The organism is Methylobacillus methanolivorans (assembly GCF_054588515.1).
On sequence record NZ_BAAILT010000004.1, the window covers coordinates 72,528 to 93,626 of the forward strand.

The 21,099-nt window shown below is 49.7% G+C and carries 20 protein-coding genes; 17 read left to right on the forward strand and 3 right to left on the reverse strand.

The genetic code is table 11. From position 1 onward, the window contains the following. Positions 1 to 2: 2 nt before the first annotated feature. On the reverse strand, positions 3 to 1,019 hold the full coding sequence (locus tag LG202_RS10305) for a choice-of-anchor A family protein (protein ID WP_230348362.1): 1,017 nt from the start codon (positions 1,017 to 1,019) through the stop codon (positions 3 to 5). A 313-nt stretch (positions 1,020 to 1,332) separates the two neighbouring features. Between LG202_RS10305 and mnmG the strand changes: the two genes are divergently transcribed. The 15 genes from mnmG (at position 1,333) to glmS (ending at position 15,966) form a co-directional block, all read left to right on the forward strand. Then, positions 1,333 to 3,237: a tRNA uridine-5-carboxymethylaminomethyl(34) synthesis enzyme MnmG gene (gene mnmG, locus LG202_RS10310; protein ID WP_230348363.1), complete on the forward strand. Its 1,905-nt coding sequence runs from the start codon at positions 1,333 to 1,335 to the stop codon at positions 3,235 to 3,237. After that, a complete protein-coding gene (gene rsmG, locus LG202_RS10315) occupies positions 3,234 to 3,857 on the forward strand; it encodes a 16S rRNA (guanine(527)-N(7))-methyltransferase RsmG (protein WP_230348364.1) in 624 nt (207 codons plus the stop codon). Before mnmG ends, rsmG begins: the two co-directional genes overlap by 4 nt. A gap of 31 nt (positions 3,858 to 3,888) precedes the next feature. Further along, positions 3,889 to 4,677 (forward strand): ParA family protein, encoded by a 789-nt coding sequence (locus LG202_RS10320; RefSeq protein WP_268867647.1) that lies wholly within the window; start codon positions 3,889 to 3,891, stop codon positions 4,675 to 4,677. A gap of 8 nt (positions 4,678 to 4,685) precedes the next feature. Then, on the forward strand, positions 4,686 to 5,546 hold the full coding sequence (locus LG202_RS10325) for a ParB/RepB/Spo0J family partition protein (RefSeq protein WP_230348365.1): 861 nt from the start codon (positions 4,686 to 4,688) through the stop codon (positions 5,544 to 5,546). 109 nt (positions 5,547 to 5,655) lie between these two features. Then, entirely contained in the window at positions 5,656 to 6,042 is a 387-nt protein-coding gene (locus tag LG202_RS10330; RefSeq protein ID WP_230348366.1) for an ATP synthase subunit I, read from the forward strand. A gap of 12 nt (positions 6,043 to 6,054) precedes the next feature. Further along, entirely contained in the window at positions 6,055 to 6,858 is an 804-nt protein-coding gene (atpB, locus tag LG202_RS10335) for a F0F1 ATP synthase subunit A (RefSeq protein ID WP_230348367.1), read from the forward strand. Between the two features lie 63 nt (positions 6,859 to 6,921). Next, on the forward strand, positions 6,922 to 7,194 hold the full coding sequence (atpE, locus tag LG202_RS10340; RefSeq protein WP_011480965.1) for a F0F1 ATP synthase subunit C: 273 nt from the start codon (positions 6,922 to 6,924) through the stop codon (positions 7,192 to 7,194). Between the two features lie 70 nt (positions 7,195 to 7,264). Further along, positions 7,265 to 7,735, forward strand: a complete 471-nt coding sequence (locus LG202_RS10345) for a F0F1 ATP synthase subunit B (RefSeq protein WP_230348368.1) — start codon at positions 7,265 to 7,267, stop codon at positions 7,733 to 7,735. Positions 7,736 to 7,754: 19 nt separating this feature from the next. Continuing rightward, on the forward strand, positions 7,755 to 8,291 hold the full coding sequence (locus LG202_RS10350; protein WP_230348369.1) for a F0F1 ATP synthase subunit delta: 537 nt from the start codon (positions 7,755 to 7,757) through the stop codon (positions 8,289 to 8,291). A gap of 9 nt (positions 8,292 to 8,300) precedes the next feature. Continuing rightward, entirely contained in the window at positions 8,301 to 9,842 is a 1,542-nt protein-coding gene (atpA, locus tag LG202_RS10355; protein WP_230348370.1) for a F0F1 ATP synthase subunit alpha, read from the forward strand. Between the two features lie 29 nt (positions 9,843 to 9,871). Continuing rightward, complete coding sequence (gene atpG / locus LG202_RS10360; RefSeq protein ID WP_230348371.1) at positions 9,872 to 10,747, forward strand: F0F1 ATP synthase subunit gamma; 876 nt, start codon at positions 9,872 to 9,874, stop codon at positions 10,745 to 10,747. A gap of 62 nt (positions 10,748 to 10,809) precedes the next feature. Beyond that, positions 10,810 to 12,207 carry a F0F1 ATP synthase subunit beta gene (gene atpD / locus LG202_RS10365; RefSeq protein ID WP_230348372.1) on the forward strand — a complete coding sequence of 466 codons (1,398 nt, stop codon included), beginning with the start codon at positions 10,810 to 10,812 and terminating at the stop codon, positions 12,205 to 12,207. A gap of 28 nt (positions 12,208 to 12,235) precedes the next feature. Further along, the gene (locus LG202_RS10370; RefSeq protein WP_230348373.1) at positions 12,236 to 12,661 is read left to right on the forward strand and encodes a F0F1 ATP synthase subunit epsilon; all 426 of its coding nucleotides are present in this window, start codon (positions 12,236 to 12,238) and stop codon (positions 12,659 to 12,661) included. Positions 12,662 to 12,731: 70 nt separating this feature from the next. Continuing rightward, positions 12,732 to 14,132, forward strand: a complete 1,401-nt coding sequence (gene glmU, locus LG202_RS10375) for a bifunctional UDP-N-acetylglucosamine diphosphorylase/glucosamine-1-phosphate N-acetyltransferase GlmU (protein ID WP_230348374.1) — start codon at positions 12,732 to 12,734, stop codon at positions 14,130 to 14,132. Position 14,133: 1 nt separating this feature from the next. After that, complete coding sequence (glmS, locus tag LG202_RS10380; protein WP_230348375.1) at positions 14,134 to 15,966, forward strand: glutamine--fructose-6-phosphate transaminase (isomerizing); 1,833 nt, start codon at positions 14,134 to 14,136, stop codon at positions 15,964 to 15,966. Positions 15,967 to 16,227: 261 nt separating this feature from the next. On the opposite strand, the gene LG202_RS10385 is transcribed toward glmS, so the two are convergent. Then, positions 16,228 to 16,473, reverse strand: a complete 246-nt coding sequence (locus LG202_RS10385; protein WP_230348376.1) for a hypothetical protein — start codon at positions 16,471 to 16,473, stop codon at positions 16,228 to 16,230. A 375-nt stretch (positions 16,474 to 16,848) separates the two neighbouring features. After that, complete coding sequence (locus tag LG202_RS10390) at positions 16,849 to 18,468, reverse strand: EAL domain-containing protein (RefSeq protein ID WP_230348377.1); 1,620 nt, start codon at positions 18,466 to 18,468, stop codon at positions 16,849 to 16,851. Positions 18,469 to 18,886: 418 nt separating this feature from the next. Between LG202_RS10390 and LG202_RS10395 the strand changes: the two genes are divergently transcribed. Continuing rightward, positions 18,887 to 19,609, forward strand: coding sequence for a response regulator (locus tag LG202_RS10395; protein ID WP_230348378.1), 723 nt, complete (start codon positions 18,887 to 18,889; stop codon positions 19,607 to 19,609). Further along, positions 19,606 to 21,000: an ATP-binding protein gene (locus tag LG202_RS10400; protein ID WP_230348379.1), complete on the forward strand. Its 1,395-nt coding sequence runs from the start codon at positions 19,606 to 19,608 to the stop codon at positions 20,998 to 21,000. Before LG202_RS10395 ends, LG202_RS10400 begins: the two co-directional genes overlap by 4 nt. The last annotated feature ends 99 nt before the right edge of the window (positions 21,001 to 21,099 follow it).

The following is a 21,099-nucleotide window of genomic DNA, read 5'->3' on the forward strand; positions in this document are numbered from 1 at the left end:
ACTTATGCGCGACGACGAGCTGCAAAGCCAAGGAACCCTAAGCCTAGCAACAGCATGGCATAACTCGAAGGCTCTGGTACTGCAGCAATTGGTAGATTACCTGTGAATGCATATTGGTGAATTTGGCCGCGTTGAACCAGATTATTCACATATACATTGCCTTCGATATCTGCCTGATTAGTTAATGTAGCATCAGTCGCAAGGATGGTGCCACCAAACTGATGCCCTAAGTCTACTGTCTGAGCATTGTAAAAATTCCAGACGACATTACCCGCAATTTTCTGTGCCGAACCGCCGAGAAAATTAGCGGAAATATCGATATCCTTCAGGCCGGAATTGATAACAATAGTGGTAGCGTTGTTCAGGATAAAATCAAATTCACCCAAGCCAAAAATAGCCAGTGCATCAGCATTGCTAAGGTTAAAAACGGCTAAGCCAGTACTGTCTGCGCTAGCGGTGAAAGTTGCCTTTTGTGAGTTCCAGGTGACATTGCTGGTGTTGGTTAACAGTGCCAGACTATCCGAGGTTTGGTTCAGTACATTGTAAAAATTAGTGGAGCTTGCCACTGCAATATTGGTATCCAGTTGAGTATTGGGTGTAGATAATCGGCCACCATTGAAGTGGATATTGCTTGTTGTGCCATTGATATAGGCTGGTCCATTCATGTGACCATCACTGGCATTTCCGAAAATAGCTGTGCTGCCAGAGTTTACACTGGTGTTAGTTGAGTTTCCCTTAATGACAGCACCATCTGCAAGTACTCGAGCATTGCTAATGTTGCCTTGAACGGTAAGCCCAGCATAGTCTGATGTTGGGAGTGAGCGATGCACGTATTCCCCACCTACTACATTGCCTCCCACCCAGGCACGCCCATGCAAGTGGGAGGTAGAGTCGACATTACCCAAAACCACGGTATTGAACTGTTGAAAAGTTTGGTTAGCATCAAGCGCTGCTTGTGCGCTTGTGCTAAAAAATGCGGCAGCCATGATGGCTGGCAATGCAAAAGCACGAATTAACATAAAAATCCCCGATAGTGAATTAAATAAACTTCTTTAATAATCGCGCTAATGAATGGCGTCGACTTTTTTAACTACATTGATAATGTGGTTTTGGATGTCAAGAAAATATCAGATGGTGAATCAGAATTATATAATCTGAATGGATAAGCACCACTCACAAAAACTCAACAATTGTTAATTGTTCCACGTGAAACATATGGGGAACTGAGGTGCGGAGAATTTATCGATGTTTCACGTGGAACATTGCCTGATAGTCACTGACAGAGGGGGGGTAATACAGTATCATTCGAGTAATTCTATCTGAGTATTTTTCATGCAATATCCCGAGAAATTTGACGTGATTGTGGTTGGTGGAGGCCATGCTGGAACGGAAGCGGCGCTAGCGAGTGCTCGCATGGGTCAGAAGACCTTGCTGCTGACTCACAACATTGAAACGCTGGGCCAGATGTCATGTAATCCATCCATTGGTGGTATTGGTAAGGGGCATCTGGTTAAAGAGGTGGATGCGTTAGGTGGTGCTATGGCTGCCGCTACCGATGAAGGTGGCATACAGTTTCGTATCCTCAATTCAAGCAAGGGGCCGGCTGTGCGTGCAACACGTGCGCAGGCAGACCGCGTGCTTTATAAGGCTGCTATTCGTCGTCGTTTGGAGAACCAGCCTAATCTGTGGCTGTTTCAGCAAGCAGTGGATGACATTATTCTCGAGGGTGAGCGTGTTGCGGGTGTGGTAACCCAGTTGGGTCTCAAGTTTGAAGCCAGGGCTGTGGTATTGACCGCAGGCACTTTCCTGGCGGGCTTGGTGCATGTTGGGTTGGCAAATTATCAGGCGGGTCGCGCGGGTGATCCCCCCGCTGTTTCGCTTGCGGCACGCTTGCGTGAAATGGGCTTGCCGGCTGGTCGCCTGAAGACTGGCACTCCTCCCCGCATTGATGGTCGCACCATTGACTACAGTGTCATGGCGGAGCAACCAGGTGATACGCCGGTGCCAGTGTTTTCCTTTTTGGGTAGCGTTGAGCAGCACCCGGCGCAACTTCCCTGCTGGATTACTTTTACGAATGAAAGAACACACGACATCATTCGCAGTGGGTTGGATCGTTCACCGATGTATACCGGAGTGATTGAGGGGGTTGGGCCGCGTTATTGTCCTTCGGTTGAGGACAAGATACATCGTTTTGCAGATAAGGATTCGCACCAGGTTTTTCTCGAGCCAGAGGGTTTGGCTACCAATGAGATCTACCCTAATGGTATTTCAACGAGTCTGCCATTCGATATCCAATACCAATTGGTGCGCTCCATCAAGGGGCTGGAAAATGCACATATATTGCGTCCTGGCTATGCTATCGAATATGACTACTATGATCCACGTGGCTTGAAAAGCTCGCTGGAAACCAAGGCCGTAAAGGGCTTGTTCTTCGCTGGTCAGATTAATGGCACTACGGGGTACGAAGAAGCCGCTGCGCAGGGATTGCTGGCGGGAGCCAATGCGGCGTTGTATGCGCAGGAAAAAGAAGCGTGGTGGCCTACACGTGACCAGGCTTACCTTGGTGTGTTGGTTGATGACCTAATTACTCAGGGTGTGAGTGAGCCCTATCGTATGTTTACCAGTCGTGCGGAGTATCGGCTGATGCTGCGCGAGGATAATGCCGATATGCGGCTAACCGAGGCTGGACGTAAGTTGGGCTTGGTTGATGATGTGCGTTGGGCGGCTTTCCAGCGCAAGCAGGAAGCGATTGAGCGTGAGCAGCAACGCCTGCGTCGTACTTTTATCCATCCGCAACATGTGCCGCAAGAGCAATTGCAACAGGTGTTTGGCAAGATGCTGGAGCGAGAATACTCCATGTTTGAATTGTTGCGGCGTCCAGAAGTGAGTTATGAGGCATTGCTCACCCTGCCCCTGGCCGGTGAAGGCGAGGCGGATCCACAAGTGCGTCAGCAATTGGAAATCGCTGCCAAGTATCAAGGATATATAGATAGGCAGGCTGAGGAAATCGAACGCCTAAAAACTAGTGAGGATTATAAGTTGCCCATAGATATGGATTATGGCGAAGTGCACGGTCTTTCTATTGAGGTGCAGCAAAAACTCAACAAGCAAAAGCCAGAAACAATCGGCCAGGCCGGACGTATTTCTGGGGTAACGCCAGCCGCAATCTCATTGTTATTAGTACACCTCAAGCGTAAAGGACGTAAGTCGAATCAAACAACGGGTCAGGTGGCATGAGTTTGCGGAGTAAGTTAGAAGTAGGTGCTCAACAACTTGGGCTGGATTTACCGGGCACTGTCATTGATAAGCTATTGGCTTATCTTGAGCTGTTGGTGAAATGGAACAAGGTACACAATCTGACGGCGGTGCGCGACCCTGAAGAAATGGTCACGTTGCATTTGCTGGATAGTCTTTCGGTATTGCCTTACGTGCCTGCTGGTCGATTGCTGGATGTGGGCAGTGGTGCTGGTTTACCAGGCATTATTCTGGCAATTTGCCGTCCGGATTTACAGGTGACTACTATAGACGCGGTGCAGAAGAAGGCGAGCTTTATGCGCCAGGCCAAGGCAGAGTTGCAGATCGACAATTTGCAGGTGGTGGCTGGGCGTGTGGAACAGCTCAAGCCGGAGCTGCCTTTCGATACCGTGATCTCGAGGGCATTTTCTGAGATCGCCTTATTCATCAAGTTGACGAAGCATTTAATCGCTGAAGGAGGATTGTGGCTGGCGATGAAGGGGCAAATGCCACAGGGTGAATTGGAAGCGATTTCGCTTAAACCCTCGAAGGTAGAGTTGTTGGCAGTGCCGGGGCTGGATGCACAGCGTCACCTGGTTTTCCTGCCAGCGAGGCAGTGTTAATGGATTTAATACTAGTGGGATGGCTTAAATCATGAGGATTCTGGCAATTACCAATCAAAAAGGTGGCGTTGGCAAGACGACGACCTGTGTCAATCTCGCTGCCAGCTTGGCGGCAACCAAGCGCAAGGTGCTGGTGATTGATCTTGATCCGCAGGGCAATGCCACCACCGGCTGCGGTATTGATAAATCCAAGATGCAGCACACCATTTATCACGTGTTGATTGGTGACAAAAGCTTGCGGGATGTGATGCAGCGTTCAGAGCGCGGGCGATTTGATGTCGTGCCGGCAAACCGGGAGTTGGCTGGGGCTGAGGTAGAGTTGGTTAATGAGTTTGCACGCGAGACTCGTCTAAAATCCGCTTTGGCAGAGCTAGGCGATGGCTACGATTATGTGCTGATCGATTGTCCCCCTGCCCTCAATCTCACCACCGTCAATGCCTTGACTGCGGCTCATGCGGTCATGATCCCCATGCAGTGTGAGTATTATGCACTTGAGGGTTTGTCTGACCTGGTGAATACCATCAAGAAGGTACGTGCCCACCTCAACCCTCATTTGGAGATCGAGGGTTTGCTCAGGACGTTATTCGATAATCGCAATACCCTGGCACAGCAGGTTTCCCATGAGTTGGCGCAGCATTTTGGTGACAAAGTCTACCGCACAGTGATTCCGCGGAATATCCGCCTGGCGGAAGCGCCTAGTTATGGTGTGCCTGTGTTATTGCACGATAAGGCATCCAAAGGAGCCAAGGCTTATCTTGCCCTTGCGGGTGAAATCATCAATCGACATATCGTCAGCAATCGGCAAGTTGCAGCAAATTAGGAGTTTCAATGGTTAAGTTGAAGGGGTTGGGGCGTGGGCTGGATGCGCTCTTGGCAGGTGATGTGGAGACGGTATCGGCCAATGATACGCCCAATACCTTGTTGGTTGGTCAGTTGCAGCCGGGTAAATACCAGCCGCGGACCCATATGGATCAAGCATCACTGGCTAGTCTGGCTGATTCCATCCGTGCCCAGGGCATTATGCAGCCTATTTTGGTGCGCAAGATTGCTGAGGATAAATATGAAATTATTGCCGGTGAGCGTCGCTGGCGTGCATCGCAATTAGCAGGCCTGTTAGAGGTTCCGGTGTTGGTGCGCGAGATTCCCGACGAGTCTGCACTGGCGATGGCACTGATCGAAAATATCCAGCGCGAAAACCTCAATCCACTGGAAGAGGCGCAAGGAATTCAGCGCTTGATCAATGAGTTCAATATGACGCACCAGGCAGCGGCAGATGCGGTTGGTCGATCACGCAGCGTGGTTACGAATCTGCTTAGGTTGCAGAATCTAAATAAAAATGTGCAGGAAATGCTGATGCAGGGGCAGTTGGATATGGGGCATGCACGTGCGCTATTATCCTTGACTGAGGCGAATCAAATCCTCGCTGCAGAGCAAATTGCTCAGAAGCAACTGTCTGTCAGGGAGGCAGAAAAGCTGGTCAAGCAGCTGAGTGTTGAGCCACAACAAAAGCCTGCCAAAGTAGTTGATCGCGATGTTTTGCGTTTACAAGAGGATTTGTCCGAAGCCTTGGGCGCTGCGGTTGTGATCAAGGCTGGCAGCAAGGGTAAGGGAGAGGTCAAGATTCATTACAGCAGTCTTGATGAGTTGGATGCATTGATTCAGCGATTTAAGGGTGGAAATAGCAATTAAGCTTGACTTAATGCTGATTTAACAACAGAATCTCGGGATTTCACGGGTAGGGCAAAAATGCTCGGCTTTTCTTTTGCCCGTTATTTGTGAAACAGGGAATTCTCAAGGCATGGACGAACTACTGGCAAGAATGATCAAAAGACAGGTCTTTGCCACGCTAGTAGTTGCGGTGCTTGCGTTTGTCTTCCTCAACAAGTTTGGTGTTGGCCTCCATGGTGCAATGTCTGCACTGGCTGGAGGTGGTTCTGCCATCTTGGGCGGCTTGGCTGCCAAAATGAAGCTGCAAAATAAGACAGTGGGGATGGGCGCAGGTTCCGTATTGGTCAATATTTTGGTTGCCGAGGCAATCAAAATCGCAGTGATCGCAATCACCCTGCTCTTGGTGTTCAAGTTTTATGAAAAGCTGGTTCCTATTGCGCTGATCGCAGGGTTGGCGGCGGCGGCAATCATGTCTGGTGCAGCAATTTTTGCAATTAATGAGAAAAACAACGCTTAAGGTTTGATGGTTATGGCGACAGGTCAATTAACTCCTTCGGAATATATCGGGCACCACCTCTCTTTCAATGCAAAGAGCGTGGGTGATGGCGGCTTTTGGGTATTGCATATGGATACCCTGGTTATGTCTGCGTTGCTCGGTATTGTCGTATTCGGTCTGCTCTGGTGGGTGGTGCGTGGCGCTACCGCTGGCGTGCCAACCAAGCGTCAGGCATTTGCGGAGTTGTTGATTGAGTTTATCGACAACCAAGTTAAAAGCATTTTCCATGGCGATCGCCATGCATTTGTTGCACCGTTAGCTTTGACCGTATTTGTCTGGGTGCTGGTCATGAATGCGATGGACTTCCTGCCTATCGACATCATGGCGATTGTTTACGGCTGGCTTGGTCTGCATGAGTGGCGTAGTGTACCAACCTCTGACATCAATGCTACGTTTGCGTTGGCATTGGCTGTCTGGTTTTTGATGATCTTCTTCAGTATTAAGGTCAAGGGCTTGGGCGGCTGGATTCACGAATTGTTCTGCTCACCTTTTGGCTCAAACCCACTGGTTTGGCCAGCTAATTTTGCATTCAACCTGATTGAATACATTTCCAAGCCTCTTTCACATTCCCTGCGTTTGTTCGGCAATATGTACGCAGGCGAAATCATTTTCCTGCTGCTCGGTATGTGGGCGGCAACTGGTCTGGCAGGCACTTTCTTCGGTGCATTGTTAGGCGCTGGCTGGGCGATCTTCCATATCTTGATCGTTTGTCTGCAGGCATTCATTTTCATGATGCTGACAGTTGTCTACATATCCATGGCGCATGAAAGCCACTAGATTTAGTTAGTTTTGTTCTTAATTTTTATCGTTAACACTCTCTAAAAGCCGAAAGGAAATTAAATGGAGAATTTGCAATTGTTGGCCATGATTCAAGCTTACACCGGTGTTGGTATCGGTTTGATCATCGGTTTGGGCGCAGCTGGTGCTTGTATCGGTATTGGTATCATGTGTGCAAGCTTCCTGGATGGCGCAGCTCGTCAACCAGAACTGATTCCTGCTCTGCAAGGCAAGGTATTCCTGCTGTTGGGTCTGATTGATGCTTCCTTCATTATCGGTGTTGGTCTGGCTATGATGTTCGCCTTTGCAAACCCATTGCTGAGCGTAGTTGCTTAACGAAATCTAGTACTGGATTAAGTGGTTAACTTAATTAATACCTACTAGGTTCAAAGGCTCGGGAGCAAATATGAATATCAACCTGACACTCATTGCGCAGGCCATCTCATTTGCCATTCTGATCTGGTTTACCACAAAGTTTGTGTGGCCATATCTCCTGAATGCAATCGAGACACGCCAGAAAACCATTGCAGATGGTCTGGCAGCGGCTGAGCGCGGTAAGCAGGAGCTTGACGTGGCAACCCAGCGTTCTGCTGAAGTTGTTAACGATGCCAAGCAAAAAGCGACTTCCATCATTGCACAGGCTGAGAAGCGTGCTAGTGAAATCGTGGAAGAAGCCAAGGCAAATGCCAAGGCAGAAGGTGATCGTATTATCACTGGTGCTAAGGCTGAAATTGATCAAGAAGTTAACCGTGCCAAGGAAGGCTTGCGTCAGCAAGTGTCTGCGTTGGCGGTTGCTGGCGCAGAAAAGATTCTGCGCAAGGAGATCGATGCCAAGGCGCATGCTGACCTGCTGAACACCATCGCAAACGAGCTCTAGGAAGGAATGGGAGCACGACATGGCTGAAGCGATCACCATTGCAAGACCTTATGCGGTAGCGGTTTACCGCTTGGCGAAGGAAAAAAATGCGCTGGCAGATTGGTCGCAAATGCTCGCACTGGCCGCGACTATCGTGGCCGATGAGCAGATGCGGGCATTTATTGACAACCCCAAGGTTGACGCGGCTGATTTGGAGCGCGTATTCCTTTCCGTAAGCGGAGACAAGCTCAACGAGGCGGGTGCTAACCTGGTCAAGTTGCTGGTGGAATACGGTCGCCTATCCATCCTGCCAGAAATTGCAGCTGCATTTGAAGAGTTAAAGGCGCAGGACGAAGGTGTGTTGGAAGCCGAGATTACCGCGGCCAGCCAACCAAGCGATGCTGAATTCGCGGCCATCGTAAAGCGCCTGGAAACCAAGTTCGGCAAAAAGGTTGAAGCAAGCGTAAAAGTGGATCCGGAAATTATTGGCGGGATCAAAATTGTAGTCGGCGATACGGTCATTGACGCTTCAGTCCGTGGCCAATTGCAAGAGATGGCCTACACGCTGAAAGGTTAGGAAAAAGTAATGCAATTATCCACATCAGAAATCAGTGAACTGATTAAGAGCAGATTAGAGAATTTCTCCACCAGCGCTGAAGCACGTACTCAAGGTACTGTGATTTCCGTGACTGATGGTATTGTGCGTATTCACGGCCTGTCCAATGTGATGGCTGGTGAAATGATCGAGTTCCCAGGCAATATATACGGTCTGGCGCTTAACTTGGAGCGTGACTCCGTGGGTGCCGTGATTTTGGGCGACTACGAAAGTATCACTGAAGGCGATACCGTGAAGTGCACTGGCAAGATTTTGGAAGTGCCAGTTGGTCCAGAATTGGTTGGTCGCGTAGTGAATGCACTGGGTCAGCCGATTGACGGCAAGGGTCCAATCAACGCCAAGCTGACAGACAAGATTGAAAAGGTTGCTCCTGGCGTGATCGCACGTAAGTCTGTGTCACAGCCTGTGCAAACCGGTATCAAGGCGATTGACTCCATGGTGCCGGTTGGTCGTGGTCAGCGCGAATTGATCATTGGTGACCGTCAAACAGGTAAGACAGCTGTAGCGGTTGATGCCATCATCAACCAAAAGGGTCAGAACATGACCTGTATCTACGTTGCGATCGGCCAAAAGGCTTCTACTATCGCTAACGTAGTGCGCAAGCTGGAAGAGCATGGCGCGATGGAATACACCATTGTTGTTGCTGCTTCTGCTTCCGACCCTGCTGCTCTGCAGTTCCTGGCACCGTATGCTGGTTGCACCATGGGTGAATACTTCCGTGACCGTGGTCAGGATGCATTGATTGTTTATGATGACTTGACCAAGCAAGCTTGGGCTTATCGTCAAATCTCCCTGCTGCTGCGTCGCCCACCAGGCCGCGAAGCTTATCCAGGTGACGTGTTCTACATCCACTCCCGTCTGCTTGAGCGTGCTGCTCGCGTGAGCGAAGAGTATGTTGAAAAATTCACTAACGGTGAAGTGAAAGGCCAAACAGGTTCCTTGACCGCCCTGCCTATCATTGAAACTGCAGCTGGTGACGTTTCCGCATTCGTTCCGACCAACGTGATTTCGATTACCGATGGTCAGATCTTCCTGGAAACTGACTTGTTCAACGCTGGTATCCGTCCTGCGATCAATGCTGGTATCTCCGTATCCCGCGTTGGTGGTGCAGCACAGACCAAAGTGATTAAGAAGCTGGGTGGCGGTATTCGTCTCGCATTGGCTCAGTATCGTGAATTGGCTGCGTTTGCGCAGTTCGCTTCCGATCTGGACGAAGTAACCCGCAAGCAATTGGATCGTGGTCGTCTGGTGACTGAGTTGATGAAGCAAGCACAATATGAGCCGCTGTCTACCTCCGAGATGGCAGTGAGCTTGCTGGCTGCTAACAAGGGCTTCTTTGACGATGTGCCGGTTGCTCGCGTGTTGGCGTTTGAATCTGCCCTGCACTCCTTCCTCAAGTCCAAGTACAAGAGCATTCTGGACAAGATCGACAGCACCAATGACCTTGGTGGTGACGATGAGAAGGCCCTGGAAGCAGCAATTCAAGACTTCAAGGCAACCAACGCTTACTAAGCTTAAAGTACAGACAGGCAGACTAGACAATGGCTGGTAGCAAAGAGATACGTAGCAAGATCAAGAGCGTGGAAAATACACGCAAGATCACCAAGGCGATGGAAATGGTCGCGGCTTCCAAGATGCGTAAGGCGCAAGAGCGCATGCGCATGGCCCGTCCTTACGCAGAAAAAATTCGTAATGTGACAGCTCACCTGTCCCATGCTAATTCCGAATACAAACATCCTTTCGTTGTTAAACGCGAAAAGGTTGGCAACGTCGGTTTGATCGTTGTGAGTTCGGATAAGGGCTTGTGTGGTGGCCTCAATACGAATGTACTGCGTTTATCCATCAATCAGATGAAAGCCTGGGAAGACGAAGGCAAGAAGACGGTTGTGAGCGCTATCGGCAATAAGGGGTTCGGTTATATGAACCGCATCAATGCCGATGTGAAATCTCATGTGACCGGCTTGGGCGATACGCCACATCTGGAAAAGCTCATCGGTACGATCAAGGTGATGCTGGATGCCTACATCGCAGGTGAGATTGATCAGCTGTATATCTCTTATACCCGCTTTATCAATACCATGAAGCAGGAAGCGGTGATTGAGCAGGTGTTGCCATTGTCTAGCGAAAAGCTGGATGTTTCAGCAACGACAGCCAAAGGGCACTGGGATTACATCTACGAGCCTGAGGCTAATGTCGTCATCGATGAACTGATGACTCGATATATTGAGTCCATTATTTATCACGCCGTTGCCGAAAACATGGCGTCTGAACAAAGCGCCCGTATGGTGGCCATGAAGGCTGCATCGGATAACGCGAAGACGGTGATTGGTGAATTGAAGCTGGTGTACAACAAGGCGCGCCAGGCTGCAATTACCAAGGAAATTTCAGAGATTGTCGGTGGCGCGGCTGCTGTTTAGTCGTGCTGAACTGTAGCTTAGCTAAAGCTCAAAGAATTTAAGTATAGATTGAGGATACCAAGATGAGTCAAGGTAAGGTTGTTCAATGTATTGGTGCCGTGGTTGACGTTGAGTTCCCACGTGACCAGATGCCCAAGGTATATGACGCACTGATCCTGGATGAAGAAACATCCACAGCAGAAGCAGGGTTGACCCTGGAAGTGCAACAACAACTGGGTGATGGCGTGGTTCGCGCGATTGCCATGGGTTCCAGCGATGGCCTGTCCCGCGGCATGAAGGTGAAAAACACCGGCAGCCAAATTCAGGTACCAGTAGGTCACGGTACACTGGGCCGTATTATGGATGTGCTGGGTCGTCCTATTGACGAAGCTGGCCCGATTGAAGCTGACGAACGTCGCTCCATCCACCAGAAAGCGCCAACTTTCGAAGAGCTCTCCCCTTCCGTTGACCTGTTGGAAACCGGTATCAAGGTGATTGACCTTGTTTGCCCGTTTGCAAAGGGTGGTAAGGTTGGTCTGTTCGGTGGCGCTGGTGTGGGCAAGACCGTTAACATGATGGAACTGATCAACAACATCGCCAAGCAGCACAGCGGTCTGTCCGTGTTTGCTGGTGTAGGTGAGCGTACCCGTGAAGGTAACGACTTCTACCACGAAATGAAGGACTCCAATGTTCTTGACAAGGTAGGCATGGTGTTCGGTCAGATGAACGAACCACCAGGCAACCGTCTGCGCGTAGCGCTGACTGGCCTGACCATGGCTGAGCGTTTCCGTGACGAAGGCCGTGACATCCTGTTCTTCGTTGACAACATCTACCGTTACACACTAGCTGGTACTGAAGTATCTGCGTTGCTGGGTCGTATGCCTTCTGCTGTGGGTTACCAACCTACACTGGCTGAAGAAATGGGCCGTTTGCAAGAGCGTATTACTTCTACAAAGGTTGGCTCCATTACTTCCATCCAGGCTGTTTACGTACCTGCAGATGACTTGACCGATCCATCCCCAGCGACCACATTCTTGCACTTGGACTCCACAGTGGTTCTGTCCCGTGACATCGCTGCGCTGGGTATCTACCCTGCGGTTGATCCACTGGATTCCACATCACGCCAGCTGGATCCACAAATCGTGGGTGAAGAGCATTACAGCGTGGCACGTTCTGTACAGTCCACTCTGCAACGCTACAAGGAATTGCGTGACATCATCGCGATTCTGGGTATGGACGAATTGTCTCCTGAAGACAAGCTGGCAGTGGCCCGTGCTCGTAAGATCCAGCGCTTCTTGTCCCAGCCTTTCCACGTTGCTGAAGTCTTCACTGGCGCACCTGGTAAGTACGTGACCTTGAAAGACACCATCAAGGGCTTCAAGGCTATCGTTGCCGGCGAATATGATCACCTGCCAGAACAAGCGTTCTATATGGTAGGCGCGATTGAAGAAGCGGTTGAGAAGGCAAAGACCCTTAACTAAACCTTGTCACAGGTAAGGATAGGACGATATGGCATCAACAATACACCTGGACGTGGTTAGCGCAGAAGAATCCATTTTCTCGGGCGAAGCAGAGTTTGTCGCAGCGCCTGCGAAACTGGGTGAGGTAGGTATTTATCCTAACCATGCACCGCTGATTACCACCATCAAGCCAGGCGTGCTGCGCGTCAAGGTTGCCAATAGCGGTGAAGAACAGGCTATCTACATTTCCGGCGGTTTGCTGGAAGTGCAGCCAGGCTTGATCACCGTGCTGGCAGATACTGCGATTCGTGGTCATGATCTGGATGAAGCCAAGGCGATTGAAGCCAAGCGTGCTGCAGAAGAGGCATTGAAGAACAATGCATCGGGTGTGGATTATGCGCGTGCGCAGGCTGAATTGTCCGAAGCGCTGGCACAATTGCAGACAATTGAGCAATTACGCAAGACAACGCACTAAACCTGCAAGTTTTGCGAGGAAAGGCAGCCAAATGGCTGCCTTTTTTATTTATACTTCTAGTTAATTTTCAATGCTTGAACCGGATAGCTACTTGTCTCTTTCCACACCCTCTTCCAAGCTCAATATCGTGATTCTCGCTGCGGGAAAAGGTACCCGCATGCATTCCAACAAACCCAAGGTACTGCATGCCCTAGCAGGCAAGCCTATCTTGCAGCACGTGCTGGATACTGCCCGCAAGTTGCAGCCAAGCAAGATCATTGTGATCTATGGCTTTGGTGGTGAGGCCGTACCACAAGCCTTGCCAGCAGATGACATCACTTGGGTAAAGCAGACTGAACAATTAGGCACCGGGCATGCCATGCAGCAAGCCCTGCCCTATCTTGAGTCAGATGCAAGAACGCTGATTCTGTTGGGGGATGTCCCGTTACTGGAGTTGGAAAGCTGTGAGCGATTGCTGAGTGAGCAGGCAGCATTGGCATTATTGACTGTCAGTAAGCCTAATCCTGCCGGGTATGGGCGCATTGTGCGCGATCAGGCAGCTGTGAAAGCGATCGTTGAACATAAGGATGCAACAGAAGCACAGCGCGCTATCCAGGAAGTGAATACTGGCATCATGGCTGCGGAAAATGCGTGGTTGGAGAAATGGCTATCGCGTTTGGATAACCGTAATGCCCAGCAAGAATATTATCTAACGGATATCGTTGCGATGGCGGTAGCGGATGGCCAACCAGTGGCTGCTACGCAAGGTGATGATGAGTGGCAAGTCGCTGGGGTTAATTCCAAGCAAGATTTGGCGACTCTGGAACGTGTTTATCAGCATCGTTATGCCGCTAAGTTGCTCGCGCAAGGGGTGACACTGGCAGATCCTGCCCGTATCGATATTCGTGGATTACTGGTGGTTGGCCGCGATGTGGAGATTGATGTGGGATGCGTATTCGAGGGTGTGGTGACCTTGGCAGATAATGTACGTATCGAGCCTTATTGCGTCATCCGCAATGCGACGATTGGTGCGGGTACTACGTTATCCGCCTATACGCATATTGATGACGCAAGCCTCGCTGAAGACTGTCGTATCGGGCCTTATGCACGTTTACGTCCAGGTACTATCTTGGCCGATCATGCCCATGTGGGTAATTTCGTTGAGTTGAAAAATGCCCAGGTGGATAGCGGTAGCAAGATCAATCACCTTAGCTATGTTGGTGATGCTACGGTCGGCAAGCAAGTCAATATTGGTGCTGGCACGATCACCTGCAATTATGATGGCGTGAACAAATCGCGTACCGTCATCGAGGATCGCGCATTTATTGGTTCTGATACTCAATTGATTGCTCCGGTAACCGTTAAAGCAGGCGCGACCATTGCAGCAGGCTCGACCATTACGCAGGATGCACCGGCGGATACTTTGACCATGTCGCGTGTGCGCCAATTTACGATTGAAAACTGGAAACGCCCCGAGAAAGTGAAGAAATAAGATGTGTGGCATTGTTGGTGCAGTTGGTGCACGTAATATCGTTCCGATCCTGATAGAGGGCTTAAGCCGACTGGAATATCGAGGCTACGATTCTGCCGGTGTGGCAGTGTTGAGCGAAGACAATATTCGCCGTGTGCGTGCCGTGGGCCGCGTAGCAGAAATGCAGGGAAAAGCTCAAGCGGAGAATCTCACCGGCATGGTCGGCATTGGGCATACCCGCTGGGCGACGCATGGAGGGGTGACGGAGTCCAATGCACATCCGCACATCTCGCGTGGCGAAATTGCCGTGGTACACAATGGCATTATCGAAAATCATGATGAGCAGCGTCAGCGGTTGCAAGCCATGGGTTACGAGTTTGAGTCACAAACCGATACTGAGGTCATCGCACACTTGATTCATCATTATCTGGGGCAAGGGCTTGCCTTGCTGGATGCGGTGAAGCATGCGGTGAAGGAACTGACGGGTGCATTTGCGATCAGCGTCGTGTCGATTCATTACCCTGGACAGATGATCTGTGCACGCCAGGGTTGCCCACTGTTGATTGGCCTTGGCGAAGGTGAGAACTTCATTGCCTCGGACGTTTCTGCCGTGTTGTCCGTTACCCGCAACGTGATCTATCTTGAAGATGGGGATGTTGCTGACATCACCAAGGATAAGGTCGATATATTTGACGCCACAGACCAAGTTGTCGCCCGTACTGTACACCGTAGCGATCTTTCGCTGGCATCGCTGGAGTTGGGGCCCTACTCCCACTTCATGCAAAAGGAAATTCACGAGCAGCCGCGTGCCTTGACCGATACGCTGGAAGCCATCATCGACGACAATGCTTTTAGTCCAGCCTTGTTTGGTGCCGATGCCGAATCCGTGTTCAAGGAAGTAGATAGCATCCTCATTTTGGCAGCTGGCACCAGTTATTACGCAGGGTTGACGGCTAAATACTGGCTGGAAAGTATTGCTGGGCTACCGACTTCGGTCGAGATCGCCAGTGAGTACCGTTACCGAAAATCCGTAGCTAATCCCAAGCAGTTGATTATCACCATTTCGCAGTCTGGTGAGACTCTGGACACGATGGAAGCGCTTAAGCATGCCAAATCGTTGGGTCAACACCTGACACTTGCAATTTGTAACGTGCAGGAGAGCGCCATTCCGCGAGCTTCCAAGTTGGTGCTGTATACCCGCGCTGGTGCTGAGATCGGTGTAGCGTCCACTAAAGCCTTTACCACTCAATTGGTAGCGTTGTTCACACTGGCGGCGACATTCGCCAAGCAGCGTGGATTGCTGGATGCTGAGCAAGAGCAGGCATATATCGATAATTTGCGCCACTTGCCTGGCAGCGTGCAATACGCACTTAACCTGGAACCGCAAATCCGCGAATGGGCCAAGGCTTTCAGCAACAAATTCCATGCCCTCTTCCTCGGGCGTGGCATGCACTACCCCATTGCTCTAGAAGGTGCGCTCAAGCTCAAGGAAATTTCCTACATTCACGCTGAGGCCTACCCTGCGGGAGAGCTCAAGCATGGTCCGCTGGCATTGGTGGACAAGAATATGCCGGTGGTCGTGATCGCCCCTAACGATGCCTTGCTGGAAAAGGTCAAGTCCAATATGCAGGAAGTTCGTGCGCGTGGCGGGGAGTTATTTGTTTTTGCTGATGCAGACAGCAACTTTACGGAGAGTGAAGGTGTACATGTGATCCGTACACCACGCCATGTCGGTGTGCTCTCTCCCATCTTGCATACTATCCCGGTACAGCTGCTGGCTTATCATGCTGCCCTGCTCAAAGGTACGGATGTGGATAAACCTCGTAACTTGGCGAAATCCGTGACGGTCGAGTAATGATCCAACCTTTGTTCAAGTACAGTAATAGGAGAGTAATAAAGTCTCATACCAAGTAATGAAGATTCATACTGAGTATAGGTACCATACTAAAATGGCAGCAATCACATCGGAACGCTGTCATTTCTAAATTAAAAATGCCCCAACCAATTTAGAGATTAAAAGTTGAGACAAGATTTTTTCTCTTGATTGACCTGTTTTATCGGACAAGCCTCTTAACAGTATGAGTACACTATTTGAAATCGCTAAACATTGATCGTATCAATAAAGCCGGTCAGTAGCATAAATCACTAGAACGGCCAGAATAACTAGAAGAACTGTGAGCGCTAGGGTCATTGCCAACTTTTTCCTGAAGCCTGGTTTATCAAATACCACGCCTGCTGCTTCCCTCACCCTCCTCTCTTCATCAAAATGCCATTTAATAGCAAAATAGGCTCCAATACCTAATACAGTAAGCTTAAAAGCTCCAGCAAAGTATGGAAAGGAGTTAGCCCAACTGCCGTCCATTATCTTCTCCATCAAATTCAATATCGATTTTGCGGCAGCATAATCAAAGGTTCATGTTTAGTGCGCACCCAAAGTCAGGCGTTTTCGCTAGCGCAAGTCTACTGCTCAAGCTAGCTGTTCACAACTCTCTTTGCAATACCTGTAGTGATGGTAGTTTGCTAAATATGCAAAAGCACTGACACATTTATGTCCAAAACTGAGTTGCAACCAGCATGATACTTTAATACTCGAACCAAAGAAGAGTAACTCTCAGCTTAAGAAATCCATGTAATGACATTATCCTTGCCCTCGCTGCCCTTGTATCATTCATCACAGGAATTACTCAGCACAAGATCAGGCTCATGTGATCTGCCCGGTCTGGCTGATGGTGATCGCTTAAGAAGGGGTTGCCAGCGAGGGCAATAATGGCAAGCTGTTGGACACCCATGCTGGTATCTCTTCAGCAGGCATGGGGCGTGCGAAAAAATAACCCTGAATACTGTCTATTCCACATTGCTGCACAATAGATAGTTCTTCTTCCGTTTCTACTCCTTCGATTGTGACTGGGATAGATAATTCTGCACACATGACTGCAACCTTGCGCAGCAATAATTGCCTTCTTGGCTCATGCTGAATATTGCGTAGAAATAGTCGATCACACTTGATGCCTGCAATGGGCAAGTCTGCGAGTACGCTGAGGGATGAATAGCCAACGCCGAAGTCATCCATGACGACACGTATGCCGATGTTATTCAAGTGGGACATGACATCAACAATCTCTTTTTCATAGGCAATGATGGCATGTTCTGTAATCTCCAGGCATAGCTGGTGAGTTGGCAGGGAAAGTTTGTCCAGTGCGCTGATTAACCATGGGATGAACTCCTTGGATAATAAGGTGATGGGGGCGATATTGACGCTGATACAGGGCAGCATGTTTTGCTCTTGCCAATGCTTTAGGCATTGCAGTGCATTGAGGATGATGAGTTTATCGACCTCTACTGTTCTCTTATGCAACTCGCAGGCCAGAAAAAACTGCTCAGGGTTGATACGCCCCAATCGCTCATGCTCCAATCTAAGCAATGCTTCCAGGTGAATGCTATGGGAGCGTAAATTGACGATGGGTTGAAAATGCAGCACGAGTTTATCGGGATGTACCAGCTCATTGAAATGATCTGCCAGCATTGCCAGGTTATGGTCTTGCGCAGGAGAGATGGAAACATGTGAGGCCCGGAGCAGTAATAAGCCTTGATGAAAGAACTGCTGTCGTTGCCGATCTGAACGTAGGTTAAAAAGTAATTCTGTCCCAATGGCCAGCGATGAGCCGATGATTAAGAGCAACAATAAAAGCGTGTTTGCAGGAGGCTCTGTGGTGGTCAGCGAGTCAGGTGGCGAGGTGACACCATTGACCAATAACCAGTGTATGAACAGGATGAGCCCTCCTCCCAACACCCAGTCTTGCCAGTTGTTCCAGGCGACAGGGGTTTTGAGATTGCGCAACTTGACGCGCTGGTGCGAAAAAGACATATAAAGCGTTAGTGCCAGGATGAAGAAAATCGCAGTCGCGATGTTCCAGCCATCTTGGTAGATCACGCTGGGCATTTGCCAATTTACAATCACGCAATGTGCTGTCAGGATCGCGATTACCAATCCTGTGCTGGCGAGGATGACCGTGCTATTGCGTGTGCTCGCTGCCAGTGTGGGTATGGTCACCCGGCAACCAAGAGTGATGATGATTAAGGCGATCAGCGCTGGGATTAATTCCAGGTTTTTTGAAACGATGCCTGGCTCATAAATGAAGAATCCTGCGACATCCAGTGTCCAGATAATCGAGCCCACGCCAATGGCAGCATGGGATGTGGTGATTTGCCGGCTGAATTTATCGACGGACACGGCGGCATGTTCAACTAGCCGTTGACAAACAAACATGGCAATAGAGGCCATGATCCAGAACAGCATACCGAGTAATGGCGATGGAATTTTGAGCCCCTGGGACAAGGGCTGAATCGAATGTAGCATGGTTGCTATTTCTCCTACGAAACGTGAGGGTTCTAATTAGTATTAGCTTCCATCTACATGGGTATTCTGGAGCTGCAGATATTGTGTCGCATCATAGGCTTGATAATACATTTGAGTAAAGACGGAGTTTTTCTTACAAATGTCATGGAATCTGGCGTCTGATAAACCATGCTTAATGGCTGGAGTGTTGCGCAGCGAAGCAAGTGGGAAGGTGGCTAGGGTTTGAGTAAGTGGATTATTTTTTTACTTTTATTTGCTTTTTACCCAATGAATTGTGCATACACACGGGGTTATGCATGCATTTGACCAAGTTTGTTATAGTCTGTGTTGATAAACTGACTTGCTTGCATGAGTGATGTGGTTGTAGCAACTCCTGTCTTATAATAATTGCCAATTGACTTTCTCTACCACCAGCGCAATGAACACTACACAAGAACATATTCTCGTAGTTGATGATGATCACGAAATCCGTGAACTATTGACGGACTATCTTCGGGATGCAGGCTTCAGGGTATCTGAAGCAGCCAATGGGCGTGAAATGTGGAGGATGGTTAACAAGGATCAAGTGAACCTGATTGTGCTGGACTTGATGTTGCCGGAAGAGAGTGGTCTGAGCCTATGCCGCGAGGTGCGTGCTCAAGGGGATATGCCGATTATCATGCTGACCGCCAAGGGCACATTGGTTGATCGTATTATTGGCTTGGAGGTGGGAGCAGATGATTATCTGCCCAAGCCGTTCGACCCGAGGGAGTTGCTGGCCAGGATCAAGGTGATTCTGCGGCGTACCCGCTCCAATCAGGCAAAAACTGCAGACGAGTTTGCCTATATCAGTTTCGAGGGGTGGCGCCTTGATACACACGCTCGCCAGATGTTTTCACCGGAGGGAGTGGTGGTTTCTCTGGGAAGCTCGGATTATATGGTCCTGCGAGCCTTGCTTGAACACCCCAATCGCCCCCTTAGCCGCGACTTCCTGATTGAACATGTCTATGGCAAGGAAAGCCATGCCATGGATCGGTCCATAGATGTCTGTATCAGTCGCCTACGGCATCACCTGGAGGTTGACTCACGTAACCCAGCGATTATTCGTACCGTTCGGAACGCGGGTTATATGCTGGCTAGCCAGGTCAAGCAAGAAAAATGATCTGGAAATGGCTGTGGCCTGCCTCGCTATTTGGCCGTTTGGTTATTGTGTTGGTTGCTGGCACCATGACAGCGCAAGTACTGACAGGATTTATCTGGTATGACATGAATTACGGCAAGGCACTGGAAATCCCTACACGGGTACTAGCCGCCAAACTTTCCGATAGCATCAGCCTAATAGAGATCAGCAAAGTAGATGATGAGCGCTTGCTCATTAACAAGCTCAGCAACAATATGTACCGATTGTCCCCGGTAGATGCCCCTCCCCGCCTGAAAACTTTAAATACCCGTGAGCGTGCCGTGGAACTATTGTTCAAGCATGTTTTCGAGCAAGAGTTTGGCCGGTTGTTGCCCATCCGGATGGGAGATATTGACTTGCATGATGACCATGGCAGGGAAGCCGGGTGGCTGGATTTATTTGAATCCCACTATCCTTCTGCCCATTTTATCCTCTATGTGCAATTGGATAGTGGGCAATGGCTTAAGCTGGATGCCTATGAAGGTCAGGCGGGCATGAGCATGGCACCTCTCATGGATTTATTCGATTACCTGTTCCGGATTTATTTCATCCGCATCATCGTGATTGTCGGGATTGCCTTGTTTGCGGTGAGGCAGATTATGCGGCCATTAAATCGGCTAGCGGAAGCAGCAGAGCGTTTGGGACGTAATATTTACAGCCCACCCCTGGATGCTGATGGGCCAACAGAGGTACGCCGCTCTGCCAAGGCATTCAATTTAATGCAACAAAGGCTGATTGATACTGTGACGGAAAAGACCCGCTTTTTGGCGGCGATTTCTCATGACCTGCGCTCTCCTATTACTCGGATGCGTTTGCGCACCGAGCAGATCGATCAACCAATGTTGCGTGAGAAGTTTCGCCGTGATCTTGAAGATATGGAGACCCTGATTTCCTCCACGGTGGATTTTATGCGTGGCGTTGAGGTGCATGAGAACCGCCACCTCATTAATATCAATGCCATGTTACAAAGCTTACAGGTAGACGCACAGGAAACGGGCGCTGAAGTCTCATTGTCAGGTGAGGCGGCCCCGATTGATGGCTATGCAGTGAGCCTGAAACGCTGCTTGCAGAACGTATTGGAAAATGCCATTCGCTATGGGAAGTCTGCGCATATTGAAGTGATGGATGCGCCAACCCACTTAAGTATCGCCATACGTGACAGAGGCCCGGGTATTCCTGAGGACTTGCTCGGTCAAGTGTTTGAACCATTCTATCGGGTGGAAACCTCCCGTAATGCCGCTACTGGGGGCTCTGGTCTGGGCTTGAGCATTGCCAAAACTATTGTGGAAGCGCATGATGGACAGATACATCTGCGCAATATGGCCTCAGGGGGGCTTGAAGTCCTGATTGCCTTGCCAAGGCAATCACTCTAAACCGCTGCAGAACAAAAACAGGGAATGAATGGGTAGGGACTTCATGGTGACATGATGTTTTGCTCATTGGGACGACAATAATTGGGTTGCGGTGAAAAG

Bases quoted from the DNA above. Each gene is read 5' to 3' on its own strand.
- LG202_RS10400 (WP_230348379.1), top strand. From the start codon at position 19,606: ATGATCTGGAAATGGCTGTGGCCTGCCTCGCTATTTGGCCGTTTGGTT.
- LG202_RS10390 (WP_230348377.1), bottom strand. From the start codon at position 18,468: ATGCTACATTCGATTCAGCCCTTGTCCCAGGGGCTCAAAATTCCATCG.
- mnmG (WP_230348363.1), top strand. From the start codon at position 1,333: ATGCAATATCCCGAGAAATTTGACGTGATTGTGGTTGGTGGAGGCCAT.
- glmU (WP_230348374.1), top strand. From the start codon at position 12,732: ATGCTTGAACCGGATAGCTACTTGTCTCTTTCCACACCCTCTTCCAAG.
- LG202_RS10345 (WP_230348368.1), top strand. From the start codon at position 7,265: ATGAATATCAACCTGACACTCATTGCGCAGGCCATCTCATTTGCCATT.
- LG202_RS10385 (WP_230348376.1), bottom strand. From the start codon at position 16,473: ATGGACGGCAGTTGGGCTAACTCCTTTCCATACTTTGCTGGAGCTTTT.
- LG202_RS10370 (WP_230348373.1), top strand. From the start codon at position 12,236: ATGGCATCAACAATACACCTGGACGTGGTTAGCGCAGAAGAATCCATT.
- atpB (WP_230348367.1), top strand. From the start codon at position 6,055: ATGGCGACAGGTCAATTAACTCCTTCGGAATATATCGGGCACCACCTC.
- LG202_RS10395 (WP_230348378.1), top strand. From the start codon at position 18,887: ATGAACACTACACAAGAACATATTCTCGTAGTTGATGATGATCACGAA.
- LG202_RS10320 (WP_268867647.1), top strand. From the start codon at position 3,889: ATGAGGATTCTGGCAATTACCAATCAAAAAGGTGGCGTTGGCAAGACG.
- rsmG (WP_230348364.1), top strand. From the start codon at position 3,234: ATGAGTTTGCGGAGTAAGTTAGAAGTAGGTGCTCAACAACTTGGGCTG.
- LG202_RS10305 (WP_230348362.1), bottom strand. From the start codon at position 1,019: ATGTTAATTCGTGCTTTTGCATTGCCAGCCATCATGGCTGCCGCATTT.
- atpE (WP_011480965.1), top strand. From the start codon at position 6,922: ATGGAGAATTTGCAATTGTTGGCCATGATTCAAGCTTACACCGGTGTT.
- LG202_RS10330 (WP_230348366.1), top strand. From the start codon at position 5,656: ATGGACGAACTACTGGCAAGAATGATCAAAAGACAGGTCTTTGCCACG.
- glmS (WP_230348375.1), top strand. From the start codon at position 14,134: ATGTGTGGCATTGTTGGTGCAGTTGGTGCACGTAATATCGTTCCGATC.
- atpG (WP_230348371.1), top strand. From the start codon at position 9,872: ATGGCTGGTAGCAAAGAGATACGTAGCAAGATCAAGAGCGTGGAAAAT.
- atpD (WP_230348372.1), top strand. From the start codon at position 10,810: ATGAGTCAAGGTAAGGTTGTTCAATGTATTGGTGCCGTGGTTGACGTT.
- LG202_RS10350 (WP_230348369.1), top strand. From the start codon at position 7,755: ATGGCTGAAGCGATCACCATTGCAAGACCTTATGCGGTAGCGGTTTAC.
- LG202_RS10325 (WP_230348365.1), top strand. From the start codon at position 4,686: ATGGTTAAGTTGAAGGGGTTGGGGCGTGGGCTGGATGCGCTCTTGGCA.
- atpA (WP_230348370.1), top strand. From the start codon at position 8,301: ATGCAATTATCCACATCAGAAATCAGTGAACTGATTAAGAGCAGATTA.